At 70.4% G+C, this 12,010-nt stretch carries 13 protein-coding genes and 1 pseudogene; 4 read left to right on the top strand and 10 right to left on the bottom strand.

Annotated elements, in window-relative coordinates:
- Positions 1-265: 265 nt before the first annotated feature.
- Positions 266-1,675 (bottom strand): S8 family serine peptidase, encoded by a 1,410-nt coding sequence (locus tag ACEPPI_RS08745; RefSeq protein WP_373914647.1) that lies wholly within the window; start codon positions 1,673-1,675, stop codon positions 266-268.
- A gap of 459 nt (positions 1,676-2,134) precedes the next feature.
- On the opposite strand from ACEPPI_RS08745, the gene ACEPPI_RS08740 reads away from it, so the two are divergent.
- Positions 2,135-4,174: a M4 family metallopeptidase gene (locus ACEPPI_RS08740; protein WP_373914646.1), complete on the top strand. Its 2,040-nt coding sequence runs from the start codon at positions 2,135-2,137 to the stop codon at positions 4,172-4,174.
- 134 nt (positions 4,175-4,308) lie between these two features.
- On the opposite strand, the gene ACEPPI_RS08735 is transcribed toward ACEPPI_RS08740, so the two are convergent.
- A complete protein-coding gene (locus tag ACEPPI_RS08735; RefSeq protein ID WP_373914645.1) occupies positions 4,309-4,779 on the bottom strand; it encodes a hypothetical protein in 471 nt (156 codons plus the stop codon).
- Between the two features lie 169 nt (positions 4,780-4,948).
- Positions 4,949-6,121, bottom strand: a complete 1,173-nt coding sequence (locus ACEPPI_RS08730) for an FAD-dependent oxidoreductase (RefSeq protein WP_373914644.1) — start codon at positions 6,119-6,121, stop codon at positions 4,949-4,951.
- A 73-nt stretch (positions 6,122-6,194) separates the two neighbouring features.
- Here ACEPPI_RS08730 and ACEPPI_RS08725 point away from each other — a divergent pair, with 73 nt between their 5' ends.
- Positions 6,195-6,857 carry a TetR/AcrR family transcriptional regulator gene (locus ACEPPI_RS08725; protein WP_373914722.1) on the top strand — a complete coding sequence of 221 codons (663 nt, stop codon included), beginning with the start codon at positions 6,195-6,197 and terminating at the stop codon, positions 6,855-6,857.
- Here ACEPPI_RS08725 and ACEPPI_RS08720 read toward each other — a convergent pair.
- The 4 genes from ACEPPI_RS08720 to ACEPPI_RS08705 all read right to left on the bottom strand — a co-directional run bounded on the left by ACEPPI_RS08720 (position 6,791) and on the right by ACEPPI_RS08705 (position 9,654).
- Positions 6,791-7,267 (bottom strand): SHOCT domain-containing protein, encoded by a 477-nt coding sequence (locus tag ACEPPI_RS08720; RefSeq protein WP_373914643.1) that lies wholly within the window; start codon positions 7,265-7,267, stop codon positions 6,791-6,793. The genes ACEPPI_RS08725 and ACEPPI_RS08720 overlap by 67 nt on opposite strands.
- Positions 7,268-7,863: 596 nt before the next feature.
- On the bottom strand, positions 7,864-8,109 hold the full coding sequence (locus ACEPPI_RS08715; RefSeq protein ID WP_266844579.1) for a hypothetical protein: 246 nt from the start codon (positions 8,107-8,109) through the stop codon (positions 7,864-7,866).
- A gap of 295 nt (positions 8,110-8,404) precedes the next feature.
- On the bottom strand, positions 8,405-8,839 hold the full coding sequence (locus ACEPPI_RS08710; protein WP_373914642.1) for a nucleoside deaminase: 435 nt from the start codon (positions 8,837-8,839) through the stop codon (positions 8,405-8,407).
- Entirely contained in the window at positions 8,836-9,654 is an 819-nt protein-coding gene (locus ACEPPI_RS08705) for an LLM class flavin-dependent oxidoreductase (protein ID WP_373914641.1), read from the bottom strand. Before ACEPPI_RS08705 ends, ACEPPI_RS08710 begins: the two co-directional genes overlap by 4 nt.
- Positions 9,655-9,747: 93 nt before the next feature.
- Here ACEPPI_RS08705 and ACEPPI_RS08700 point away from each other — a divergent pair, with 93 nt between their 5' ends.
- Positions 9,748-10,194: an Lrp/AsnC family transcriptional regulator gene (locus ACEPPI_RS08700; RefSeq protein WP_373914640.1), complete on the top strand. Its 447-nt coding sequence runs from the start codon at positions 9,748-9,750 to the stop codon at positions 10,192-10,194.
- An 84-nt stretch (positions 10,195-10,278) separates the two neighbouring features.
- Here the strand turns inward: ACEPPI_RS08700 and ACEPPI_RS08695 are convergent, their stop codons facing one another.
- Entirely contained in the window at positions 10,279-10,710 is a 432-nt protein-coding gene (locus ACEPPI_RS08695) for a PPOX class F420-dependent oxidoreductase (protein WP_373914639.1), read from the bottom strand.
- A 94-nt stretch (positions 10,711-10,804) separates the two neighbouring features.
- Positions 10,805-11,218, bottom strand: coding sequence for a carboxymuconolactone decarboxylase family protein (locus ACEPPI_RS08690; RefSeq protein ID WP_373914638.1), 414 nt, complete (start codon positions 11,216-11,218; stop codon positions 10,805-10,807).
- A gap of 44 nt (positions 11,219-11,262) precedes the next feature.
- Between ACEPPI_RS08690 and ACEPPI_RS08685 the strand changes: the two genes are divergently transcribed.
- Positions 11,263-11,784 carry a MarR family winged helix-turn-helix transcriptional regulator gene (locus ACEPPI_RS08685; RefSeq protein WP_373914637.1) on the top strand — a complete coding sequence of 174 codons (522 nt, stop codon included), beginning with the start codon at positions 11,263-11,265 and terminating at the stop codon, positions 11,782-11,784.
- A 126-nt stretch (positions 11,785-11,910) separates the two neighbouring features.
- Here ACEPPI_RS08685 and ACEPPI_RS08680 read toward each other — a convergent pair.
- Positions 11,911-12,010: pseudogene (locus tag ACEPPI_RS08680) on the bottom strand (lytic transglycosylase domain-containing protein); the annotation flags it as partial.

Below are 12,010 nucleotides of genomic sequence, written 5' to 3'. Positions count from 1 at the left end.
CGATGGACCCGCCGTCGGCCGGTACCGTCTCGCCAACGCCCGGGACCCCCCGAACGTCCCAGCGGGTTCCCTCTGCTTCCCCTCCGGGCGTCGGATCGCCGGCTCTGAGGCCGGGTCGTACGGGTCATCGGGGAGCGGCGCGGACGGTGCCCTCGTGTGCCCCTTGGGCGAGCAGGCGGCGGACGGGCGCTGTTCGGGGTCCAGGTGAACGGGTGCGCTGCCTGCTACGGCAGCGCACCCGTGCCCGGCTGTCGGCGGCGAACCGTCAGCCGCGCCGTCCTTCGCGGGCGAGGGCGGGCACGAAGCGGGCCGCGTCCAGCGTGCCGACACCGGTTGCCATGTCGTAGCCGTTCACCGCGGTGTACCCGGTGACGCCCTGGTAGCTGTTGTTCGTACCGTCGTTGACGTCGACGATGCCGGTGGAGCGGTCGTAGGCCGAGCGCCCGTACAGCTGGTACAGCGCCTCGTTGATGTTGCCCAGGCGCTTGCCCGCGGCCTGGTCGGCCAGGGCCACGATGCCGGAGAACAGCGGGCTGGACTCGCTGGTGCCGCCGGAGACGTCCCAGCCGGTGGCCGCCGGATCGTAGCTGGTGTAGATCCACGCGCCGCCGTCGACCGCGGCGGCCATCGAGATGTCCGGGGTGCCGCGCTGCGCGCCGACGATGTTCTTGACGCCGTTCTGGAAGGCCGGGCGCTTGAACACGTGCGACTGGCCACCGCCGCCCGCGCCGTTGTCGTTGTAGACGCTCTCGGGCGCGGTCCGCTTGCCCGCGTCGTCCAGGTGCAGCTGGGTTCCTCCGATGGAGGTCACCAACGGGTCGGAGGAGGGCCAGGAGTTGACGGGGTGGTCGTAGTAGGCGCTGCCGTCGGCGTTGTAGTCGGTGGCTCCGCCGTCGCCGGAGGAGGCGAGCACGGTGACGTGTTTGCGCGCCGCGGCCTCGAAGGCGTAGCGCAGGTTCTTGATGCTGGAGAAGTCACCCTTGTCGAAGCCGGGGAAGGTGTTCTCGGTCGCGCCGAAGCTCTGTGTGATCACATCGCCGATGCCGCGGTCGATCAGAGACTTCTCGGCGTCCATCATCTCCGGCAGGCCGGTGGTGCCTTCGGTCTCCGCGACCGCCGTCTCGACCAGGACGATCTTCGCGTCCGGCGCCATCGCGTGCGCCATCTCCACGTCGAGGGCGGTCTCGCCGGCCCAGCCCAGCATGTCGGCGTTCTTGGGGTCCCACGCGGGGACGTTGCCCCACTTGACCACCTCGACCTTGGTGCTGGGTATCCCGAACTGCTTGCTGTAGACGTCCAGGTCGTGCTGGACGGTCGGCGAGCCGAAGGAGTCCACGATGACGATCGTGCGGCCCTTACCGGTGATGCCCGCCTTGTACAGCGGGTTCAGGTTGTACGCCGCGCGGTACTGCAGCGGGGTGTAGCAGGCGATCTTCCACTTGGTCCGGCACTCCTCGATGGAGAGCGGGCTGCCCACGGAGCGGATCAGCTGGTGTCCCGCGATGGCCGGACGGGCCACGGTGCGCGGGACCGCGGAGGTGAGCGGCGCGGAGGCGGTGTCGATGCCGGTGCCGGTGCCGGTCGGTGGGGCGGCCGCCATCGCGGTGAGCGCGAGACCGGCGGCAGCGGCCGTTGCGGCCGCTGCACGCGGCCACGTACGACGAACTGGATGCATTGCAGACTCCCTGGGGGGTGGCGCCGCGCAGAGCGGCTTCCGCGATCAGACCCGGCAAGTCATGTGCAGGACAAGGGTGTTTGACGCTTGATGCCGAACGCTTTACCTGAATGCGCAGTACGCCGCTTCCACGGCCGCCTCCGGCGCGGCCTCCACCGTCACCTCCCGGCCACCGGCGTACGCCCGCAGTGGATCCACCCCCGGCCAGGGCAAGTTCCGCCGCAGGTCAGCCTGTCGGGTAGGCCCGAGCCGACCGATCACCACCCCGAGATGTCCGCTCAGCGGACACCGAACGGCGAAATCAGGACGCGATGCGGCCAATTCGTGACGCGTCCCTGACAAAGATCGCGATCGCTGGCACGCTCTCCCACATCCCCAGCACGGACCAGCTCCGCACGCTCTGCCCGGACGGCCTCATCCCGGCCGCCCGGTAACCCCCCACACGCAGAAGGAGTCAGCGTGAAGTCCACGCATCGCCGCAACGCCACCGCCACCGGTGCCCTGCTCGCGGCAGCCGCCCTGCTCACCGTAGGTGTCCAGGCAGGCAGCGCCAGCGCGCAGCCCGAGGGTTCCGCGAACACCGCCGCCCCCAAGGGCCAGCCGGTGCGCAACCCGGGCGCGCTGCCCGCACAGCTCTCCCCGTCCCAGCGCGCCGAGCTCATAGCCAAGGCCCAGAGCACCACGGCGGCCACGGCCAAGGAGCTCGGCCTCACCTCCCAGGAGAAGCTCCTCGTCCACGATGTGGTCAAGGATCAGGACGGTACCACCCACACCCGGTACGAGCGCACGTACGAGGGACTCCCGGTCCTCGGCGGCGACCTGGTCGTCAACCGCTCGGCGGCCAACACGACGCAGAGCGTCAGCAAGGCGTCCCCCGCCCAGCTGGCGGGCGTCTCCACCTCCGCCCCGGCCGACGCTCCGGCGGCCGCCTCCACGCAGGCCCTCGACGCCGCGAAGGCGGTCGGCTCCAAGGCCACCAAGGCCGACGCCGCGCCCCGCAAGGTCGTGTGGATGGCCAAGGGCGTACCGACCCTCGCCTACGAGACCGTCATCGGCGGCCTCCAGGACGACGGCACCCCCAACCAGCTCCACGTCATCACCGACGCCAAGACCGGCGCCAAGCTCCACCAGTGGCAGGGCATCGAGACCGGTGTCGGCAACACCCACTACAGCGGCCAGGTCACCCTCGGCACCTCGAAGTCCGGTTCGAACTTCACGCTGAACGACACGGGCCGCGGCAGCCACAAGACGTACAACCTGAATCACGGTACGTCCGGCACCGGATCCCTTTTCAGCCAGACCACCGACACCTGGGGCAACGGAGCCAACTCCAACGCCGCCACCGCGGGCGCCGACGCCGCCTACGGCGCCGGGGTCACCTGGGACTTCTACAAGAACGTCCTCGGCCGCTCCGGCATCCGCGGCGACGGCGTCGCCGCCTACTCCCGGGTCCACTACGGAAACGCCTACGTCAACGCCTTCTGGGACGACGGCTGCTTCTGCATGACCTACGGCGACGGAACGGGCAACAACGACCCGCTGACCTCGCTCGACGTCGCCGGTCACGAGATGACGCACGGCGTCACCTCCGCCACCGCCGGTCTCAACTACAGCGACGAGTCGGGTGGCCTGAACGAGGCGACCTCCGACATCATGGGCACCTCCGTCGAGTTCTACGCCAACAACCCCAGCGCGCCGGGCAACTACCTCATCGGCGAGCAGATCAACATCAACGGCGACGGCACCCCGCTGCGCTACATGGACAAGCCGAGCAAGGACGGCGGGTCCGCGGACAGCTGGTACTCCGGCGTCGGCAGCCTCGACGTCCACTACTCCTCGGGCCCGGCGAACCACTGGTTCTACCTGGCCTCCGAGGGCTCCGGCGCCAAGACGGTCAACGGCGTCAGCTACAACTCGCCGACCTCGGACGGCCTGCCCGTCACCGGCATCGGCCGGGACAAGGCGCAGCTGATCTGGTACAAGGCGCTCACCACCAAGTTCAACTCCAGCACGGACTACGCGGGTGCCCGTGAAGGCACGATCGCCGCGGCGACCGAGCTGTACGGCGCCGGCAGTGCCGAGGTCAAGAACGTCACCGACGCGTGGGCCGCCGTCAACGTGGGCGCCCGTTCGGGCGGTGGCACCACCCCGGGCAACGTCTTCGAGAGCACCGCCCGGGTCTCCATTCCGGACTCCCCGGGCCCCGCGGTCACCTCGTCGGTCAACGTCACCGGTGTCACCGGCAACGCGCCGAGCGCCCTCAAGGTCGGCGTGAAGATCACCCACACCTACGTCGGGGACCTCCAGATCGACCTCGTGGCGCCGAACGGGACCTCGTACCGCCTGCAGAACTCCTCCTCGGACTCCACGGCGAACCTGGACAAGACCTACACGGTCAACGCCTCGGCCGTCGCGGCCAACGGCACCTGGAAGCTGAAGGTCCAGGACAAGGGAGCGGCGGACGTCGGCACCATCACCGACTTCAAGCTCACCTTCTGATCGCCTGACCGCACGTGATCTGAGGTTTCAAAGGGCCTGATCCCACGTACGCCGACACCCCCGCCTCCATGACACAGGAGGACGGGGGTGTCGTGCCGTGGGCGGAGCCACACCGGGACGCGGGAACGGCACACCTAGCCGTACGGGTTGAGTGCCCGGAAGCGGACGATGTCGCTGCGCCGGTCGAACCACAGGTGGGTGGTGTGGCCGCTGTCGTCACGGTCGAGCTCGTGCGACCGGATCCACTGCGGGTCCGGCGGCCCCGCACCCTTGAGCGGCTTCTCGAACCACGAAGAGAAGTCATCGGCCGGCCCTTCGGAGACGAAGGCGTGGGCCGCCGTCAGCTCGGCACGCTTCCCCGGTGTGAGCTTGGCGAAGCCCGAGATCACCAGCTCCGGCGACGGCAGGTCCCGGTCGTTGTCCCGGCTGCTCACCCACTGGGCATCGGTGAGCGGGCCCAGCAGCGGGAACGCCCGCTCCAGCGGTGCGGTGTCGGTGTGCCAATCCTCCTCGGCCCCGCTCTCCACCTGCCGCAGTCCCCACCAGGCGGGTAGCACCGCCAGCGCCGCCCCGACCCCGATCCCGATCACCTTCCGCCGCTCCACCGCGCCCCCTCGTACTGCCGTCGCGGGCATCCCGTCCGGAGCGGTCAGCCCACCCGGACCACCTGCCGGGCACCACCGAACACGTCCCTGGACCGAAGCGCCGCCTGCGGTCCCGCGCGGCCGAATTCCTCGCCGTCGCCGAGCTCGTAACCTTACGGCGTGTCCCGTTTCAGGCGGTGCGGTGGTAGACGGGCAGGGGCTCGGCGGCGCGGGACCGCAGGCGGCGCTCGATCGCTCCGGCGGCTTTCATGAGGGGCAGCCGGGCCAGAGCATCACGCACGCACCGGCCGCCCTCCGTCCTGGGCACCATGAGGCGCACGTTCGGGCCGATCTGCTGCTTGCGGTCGACCAGAGGCCGATGGGCGGCCTCGTAGCGGGCGAAGGCGACCCTGTGATCGCCGCCTGCCGCGGCCAGCTCCCCCGCCAGCCGGTACGCCCCGACCAGGGCCAGTTCGGCGCCGGCGCCCGAGGCCGGGGAGGCACACCAGGCCGCGTCGCCGACCAGTGCGATACGGCCGTTGGACCAGGAGTCCATCCGGACCTGGCCGAGGGCGTCGAAGTAGAACTCGGGGTCGGCCAGGGCCGCTTCCAGCAGGCCCCGCGTGGGCTGCCACGGCTGGTCGGCGAATGCCTCGGCGACCAGCCTCTTGTGCTCGGCGACGTCACGGTGGCCGTAGTCCAGCCGCTCGGAGCGGAAGATGAAGTACGCCTTGGCCTGGGCGTGGTTGCCCGACCGGTAGATTCCGGCCATCTTGCCGGGAGTGTTGAACATCGTCACCCAGCGGTCCTCGCCGAGCGTGCCGTCGGCGTTGGCGAAGGCGAAGTAGTGGTCCTCGTGCCGGACGAACCGCTCCTCGGGGCCGAAGACGAGCCGCCGCAGGCCGGAGTGCATTCCGTCAGCGCCGATCACCAGGTCGAAGCGGCGGGCGGGTCCGCGCTCGAAGGTGACCGTCACGCCGTGGTCGTCCTGCTCCAGGGCCCGGATCGAGTCGCCGAACAGGATCTCCACACCATCGGCCACCGTGTACAGCAGCGCGACCAGGTCGCCGCGCATGACCTCGACCGACGTGCTGTCGCGGGTCCCGATCCGGGCGACGGCGCGGTCGGCGGCGTCGACGAACTTGATGCCGTTCACGTCGGTGGCCAGTTCACGGATGCGGCCCATGAGGCCCATCCGCTCGGCCACGGTGATCGCGCCGTCGCGGACGTCCACCCCGTTGCCGCCGGTGCGCGGCTCGGGGGCGCGCTCGACGACGGTGGGTCGCCGGCCGTGCCGGGCCAGCCAATGCGCCAGGGTGAGCCCGGCGATTCCGGCTCCGACGATCAGGACCCGCTCGTTCATGAAGACTCCCCCGGTAGACTTAACTGAAACGCGCGTTCCAGATGACTGTGTGGAAGGAGCATTCCAGTTGTCAATGCCCTCGGGGCAGCCGAGCCCCACTCCGGCGCCCAAACGCCGCGCCGACGCCGTACGCAACCGGGACCTGGCGCTGGACGCCGCCATGGCGCTACTGGCCGAACCGGGGGCGTCCCTGACCGTCGAGGCCATCGCCAGGCGCGCCGGACTGGGCGCCGCCACCGTCGTGCGCGCCTTCGGCGGCAAGGACGCCCTGCTGGACGCGGCTGTCGCCCGGCTGCTCGAACCCGTCGTCCGGCGCGCCCGCGATCTGCTCGCCACGACCACGCCCTACGAGGCCCTGCGCACCTTTCTGCGCGAGCTGATCACCTTCCAGACCGCACACCACGCCATCGGCGACCAGCTCACCGGTCTCGACCTGCCCGCCACCACCGCACTGCGCGCCGGCCTGGTCGGTGCGGTCGAGGAAATGATCGACGGCGCACGCCGTGACGGGCGGGTCCGCACCGACATCGATCCCACGGCCACCACCGCCCTGATCGGTGCCACCGCCCTGGCCGTCGCCCGCGCCGAGCCCTCCTCGCCCGGCCTCACCAACGCCTACCTCACCGTCCTCCTGGACGGCCTCGATCCACCCTCTTCGCCTCCCGGTGGTCAGCCCTGCGCGCGGCCGTCGCCAGGAGGAGGGGTGGTGGGGGGCGCGGAGGCCTGCGGGGCGTAGTCGGTGAGAACCAGTTCCTTGGCCCGTTGGAAGTCCGCGTCGGTGATGTCGCCGCGGTCGCGCATCGCGGACAGCTTGACGAGCTCGTCGGCGGCGCTCGGCCGGCCGGCGGCCGTTTCGCGGATGTGGGCGTCCAACTGCTGCCGCTGCTCGCGCGCCTGTTCCAGTTCGCGGCGGCCCATGCCCTTGCCGCGGGCGATGAGGTAGACGAAGACGCCGAGGAACGGCAGCAGGACGACGAAGGCGAGCCAGCCCGCCTTGCCCCAGCCGCCCAGGTCGTCATCACGGAAGATGTCGAAGATGATCTTGAAGAGCAGGAAGAACCACAAGACCCACAAGGCGAACGCCAACATGGTCCACAAGACGCTCAGCAGCGGGAAGTCGTAGGCGAGGTACGTCTGAGTGGTCATTTCATCCCTCCGCCTGGGCGGTACCCCCGGGTCCGGCCTTCGCCGCTCCGGGGGAGAATCGCGCGGGCACAGCGTCCTACGAGCATGGGCACGGAGTCACGGGCTTGCCGCCCTTCAGTGGCTCCGGTGCCGCGCGCGCCGGGGCATGCGCCCCCTCGGAGGCGTGCCGGTCACGGTAGGTGGCCCCCGGCTTCTCGACGACCCGCCTTGGGGCCCACCTCTTCGTCCAGTACTCGGGACGTGCTGCCTTCCCGTACTTACATGGTGCCTCCCCTGCCCCCATTCGGCATCCGGCATCCGGCACCCGGCCACCGCTCGCCCGCCACGACGTATGGGCGTGGTGCCGCTTGCCCGGGATCCGGCCCCGCTCGCCGGTACATGACGGGGTCGCGGGGCACCGAGGCCCGCACGCTCCTCCCACCCCCCGGCGCAGGCTCGCATGTACCGCCGGGGGACGCCGCGCCCCGGGCCGCTCGCCTGGACGAGCGGCCTGGGGCACCGGCCACGAAATGCCCTGCGCCCGTCAGCGCCGCCCGGGCATCCGCCTCTCCCGCCTCTCCCGCCTCACAGGCCGGGCGGCGCCGCGTACGGCGTTCCTAGTTCCCGATTCCGCTGCTGCCGATCCCCGAGTTGCCGATGCCCGCGCTGCCGATCCCCGAGTTGGCGAAACCTGCGTTGCCCAGGCCCCAGTTGGCGATGCCCGCGTTGCCGACGCCCTTGTTGGCGATACCCGCGTTGCCGACGCCCGAATTGCCGATACCCGAGTTCCCCACTCCGTCCGCGCTGGCCACCGCGGCTCCGCCGAGAGCCAGGAGCGCGGCCGTGCCCAGCACAGCTGCCATGCGGAGAAGACGTGTGCGCATTATCAGATACCTCCTGTTTTCGGACTATTGCCCCACATCTGTAGCATGCCGAGATCCGGGAAGCCGACATTCCTCCCCCTCGACACCATCCGCCGGCACCACTCGGTCGGAGACTGTCACCGGATCGGTGTACCGGTGCCGGGAGGGACGATCACCGTCTCCGGCCATTCGGACGAGCGGACATCACGTGCACGTCGAAGGGGCGCGGTCCATCACCGAGGTGGGCGCCTGCACCAAGGTGGCGACGACCAGGCCCGAGCCCCCGGTCGCACCGCTATCGCCGGTAGTGGTCGACGATGGGGACGCGCGCCTCGTCGAACAGGGCGGGGCCGGCCTGCGCCACCGTCGGCCAGGCGCCCGACTCCGGGTTGAGCTCCACCAGTTGCGCGGTGGAGAGGGCGTAGACGACACGGCCGAGTCCCGAGCGGACGATGCCTCCGGCGCACATGCCGCACGGCTCGCAGCTGGTGTACAGGGTGGTGCGCGCGGCCGTGTTCCCGTCGAGTTCGCGGGCCGCCCAGCGGGAGAGTTTGAGTTCCGGGTGGGCGCTGATGTCGTTGTCGCGCCGCACCGTGTTGTGGGCTTCGGCCAGGATCGTGCCGTCCGGGCCGGCCAGCAGGGAGCCGTACGGCGCGTCGCCCAGGGTGGTGGCATGGGCTGCGATGGCGATCGCACGCCGCAGGAGTGCCTCGTCGGCAGTGGTGATCATGAGAGTGTCCTCCGGTGTGCGGCCACGGCGGTGAGCGCCCGCCAGGCCTCGTGGGGGCGTCGGGTCGACTCCGGATCTCCGTGGTACGGGTCGAGCACGACGGTGTCGGCCCCGAGATCGCGGAGCCGGTCGAGGTCGTCGAGGATCTGATCGAGGGTGCCGGTGCCCGCGAGCCGCTCGGGGTCGGTGATCGGTGCACTGGTCGGCCGTAGGGCGATGCGGGGTGCGAACGCCGGCAGCGAGTGGTTCGCCAGGACCGAACGCATCCAGGGAAGGGTGCCCCGCAGCGGATGCCAGGCAGCGCCGAACCTGATGGCCCGCCGGATTCCAGCCTCGCTGTTGCCGCCGACCCAGACGGGAATCGGGGCGGTGTGCTCGACGGCCTCCTCGCGCCAGGCCTCGCGCAGGGCGACGAGGTGTTCGTCGGTGAGCCTGCCGCGCGCGGTGAACGGAACGCCGAGCGCGTCGAATTCCTGACGGGCCCAGCCCACTCCCACTCCGAGGACGAACCTGCCGCCGCTGAGCTGGTTGAGGTTGGTGGCCATCCGTGCCACCAACAGCGGATGCCGGTAGGGCAGTACGAGCACGGTCGTACCCAGCCGCACTCTGGTGGTGATGCCGGCCAGCCATGACAGCGTGGTGAACGGCTCGTAGAAGGGAGCGGGATAGCGCGCGGCCACGTCCGGGGTGACGGCCACGTGATCCGACACCATGAGGAGGTCGAAGTCGAGATCCTCTACGATCCCCGCCCACTCGCGGAGCACGCCGGGGTCGGTCCCGGGGCCGAAGTTCGGTACGTTCACGCCAAGTTGCATGGACGGAGGCTATCTCGGCGATCAAGGAATCTGGAAGATGGTTCTCCTGGTCGGACCGCCATTCTTCCGGAGGTTTCCCGGTAGGGTCGCGGCATGACCGGGAACCTTGATGACATCGACTGGGCGATCATCGACGAGCTGCAACGGGACGCGCGCATCTCCCTCAGCGAGTTGGGGCGGCGTGTGGGTCTCGGCTCGTCCGCCACGACCGAACGGGTGCGGCAGCTGGAGGCGGCGGGCGTCATCACCGGATATCGCGCCGTGGTCGATCTGGGCAAGGTCGGCTACCCCGTGCTCGCCGTCGTCCGGTTGAAGTACCCCGGCAACCGCCACCAGCCGTTGCACCGGCTGCTCGCGGAGCGACGGGAGATCCTGGAGTGCCTGCGCACCACCGGCGACGACTGCTACACGCTGAAGGTGGCCGCGACCTCCATGGAGCAGTTGGAGACCATCATGGACGAGCTGGCCGGCCTCGGAAGTACCACCACCAGCGTCGTCTACGGCCAGACGCTGCCCTATCGCGGGCCCAACCGGCCCTGACGGACGGACGGACGACCGACCGCCCGCCCGCCCGCCCGCCCGCCCGCACGCACGGAGCGCGCCGCCCCCCGTATACGTGCACCGTCAGCGGAGCCTGTCGCCGTACACGTGGTCGACCGTCATCGTCATCAGCACCCGACGGTCGGCCACCATCGCCGCCCGGTACTCGTCCCAGTCCGGGTGCTCTCCGGCCGCGGCCCGGTAGTACCGCACCAGCGCCTCGACCTCGGGGCCGTGCGGGTCGGTCCCGGGCCCCGCCAGGGTGACGGTCCCTTCGGCGGTGGCCCAGGCCCAGCCGTCGGGCCGGGTGACCTCCAGGGCGGCGCGGGGATCGCGGCGCAGGTTCGTCGTCTTGGCACGGCCCTCGGTCATCGAGACGTAGAGGACGTCGGCGGCCCGGTCGTAGAAGGGCATGACGGGCGAGAGCTGCGGACGGCCGTCCGCCTTGATCGTCGCGAGGACACCGAGGCGGCTTTCCGCGAGCAGTGCGCGCGGGTCGTACGAAGTGGCGTTCATGGTCAATGCCAAGCCCCCGCCCGACGGCCTCTATTCCCGCCTCACCCGGACGGACGCCCGTACGCGCGAACGACCGCCGGTCGGGCGCCGGAGGTCAGGCGGCTCGCGTGAGCCGGTTCGCGAACGTCGAGACCGTGTACGTGCCGATGCCCAGGACCACCTCCAGGGCGTTCTGGCGCGTGTAGCCGGCCTCCTGGAACCGCCTAAGGTCCTCGTCGCTCACCGCGCCCGACGATGCGAGCACTTGCAGGGTGAACTCCCTTACGGCCCGGAGCCGGTCAAGGTCCGGGGCAGGGCCCAGGGCGGTGAGCTTCGCCTCGTGCATGTCCACGCACAGGTGGCACTGGTTGCGGGCGGCGACGGTCAGGATCACGGTTTCGCGGGAGTGGGGGTCCAGGGTGGTGGACTCGAAGATCTCGCTCAGCTTGAGGAAGCCGTCGAGGGTGTGCGGGGAGACCTTCAGCAGGGCGACGGCGTTGGCGGTGCGGGCAGCCAGATCGTTGGACACGCGGAGCTCCAGACGGAGTGGACCAGTGGACTAATATGGACAACATGGTTGACCATGCCGAGGTGAAAAACGTAAACCAGGTTGTCGATAATGGCAAGGGTGATGGGCCGGGATACGAGCTCCCGCTGCTCCTCTTCGCCGGCTTTCGCACCCTGATCGATCGACTGCACGCCCGCCTCGCCGCCGAGGGGCACCCCGACCTGCGGCCCGCGTACGGCTTCGCGATGCAGGCCATCGGGCCGCGCGGGGCGACCGCGAGCGATATCGGGCGCCGGCTCGGCGTCTCGAAGCAGGCCGCGGGCAAGACCGTCGACCGCCTCCTCGCCCTCGGCTACGCCGAACGCACCGACGACCCCGCGGACGCCCGCCGCAAGCTCGTCCGCCTCACCCCACGCGGATTCGACGCCCTGGCCCGCTCAGCCGCGATCTTCGACGAACTGCGGGCCCAGTGGGTCACGACCCTCGGCGCCGATCGCGTACGGGACATGGAGGCCGCGCTGCGCACCGTCGTACCGGCCGAGACCGCGTACCGGCTGGACGCCACGAGCTGGCTCGGAGGGGCCTGACGCGGAGTGGGCTGCGGGCATGGGAAAACGCCCGGCGGGTGGTCCCGGCCGGGCGTTTTCGTGTGTCTGCGGTGCGCTGTGCGCGGTCCACGGGTGGTTTCGTACCGGTGGTTTAGTACCGGTGGTTTAGTACCAGTGGTTGTTCTGCCAGAAGTTCCAGGCGCCGACGGGGCTGCCGTAGCGGGAGTTCATGTAGTCCAGGCCCCACTTGATCTGGGTGGCCGGG

Origin of the sequence: Streptomyces sp. AB3(2024) (assembly GCF_041862025.1) — a bacterium.
Lineage (GTDB): Bacteria > Actinomycetota > Actinomycetes > Streptomycetales > Streptomycetaceae > Streptomyces.
This window is presented reverse-complemented; position numbering and strand designations above follow the sequence as displayed.

Excerpts from the sequence above, each read along its gene's own strand:
- ACEPPI_RS08745 (WP_373914647.1), bottom strand. The coding sequence starts at position 1,675 with ATGCATCCAGTTCGTCGTACGTGGCCGCGTGCAGCGGCCGCAACGGCC.
- ACEPPI_RS08730 (WP_373914644.1), bottom strand. The coding sequence starts at position 6,121 with ATGAACGAGCGGGTCCTGATCGTCGGAGCCGGAATCGCCGGGCTCACC.
- ACEPPI_RS08725 (WP_373914722.1), top strand. The coding sequence starts at position 6,195 with ATGCCCTCGGGGCAGCCGAGCCCCACTCCGGCGCCCAAACGCCGCGCC.
- ACEPPI_RS08720 (WP_373914643.1), bottom strand. The coding sequence starts at position 7,267 with ATGACCACTCAGACGTACCTCGCCTACGACTTCCCGCTGCTGAGCGTC.
- ACEPPI_RS08715 (WP_266844579.1), bottom strand. The coding sequence starts at position 8,109 with ATGGCAGCTGTGCTGGGCACGGCCGCGCTCCTGGCTCTCGGCGGAGCC.
- ACEPPI_RS08710 (WP_373914642.1), bottom strand. The coding sequence starts at position 8,839 with ATGATCACCACTGCCGACGAGGCACTCCTGCGGCGTGCGATCGCCATC.
- ACEPPI_RS08705 (WP_373914641.1), bottom strand. The coding sequence starts at position 9,654 with ATGCAACTTGGCGTGAACGTACCGAACTTCGGCCCCGGGACCGACCCC.
- ACEPPI_RS08700 (WP_373914640.1), top strand. The coding sequence starts at position 9,748 with ATGACCGGGAACCTTGATGACATCGACTGGGCGATCATCGACGAGCTG.
- ACEPPI_RS08695 (WP_373914639.1), bottom strand. The coding sequence starts at position 10,710 with ATGAACGCCACTTCGTACGACCCGCGCGCACTGCTCGCGGAAAGCCGC.
- ACEPPI_RS08685 (WP_373914637.1), top strand. The coding sequence starts at position 11,263 with ATGGTTGACCATGCCGAGGTGAAAAACGTAAACCAGGTTGTCGATAAT.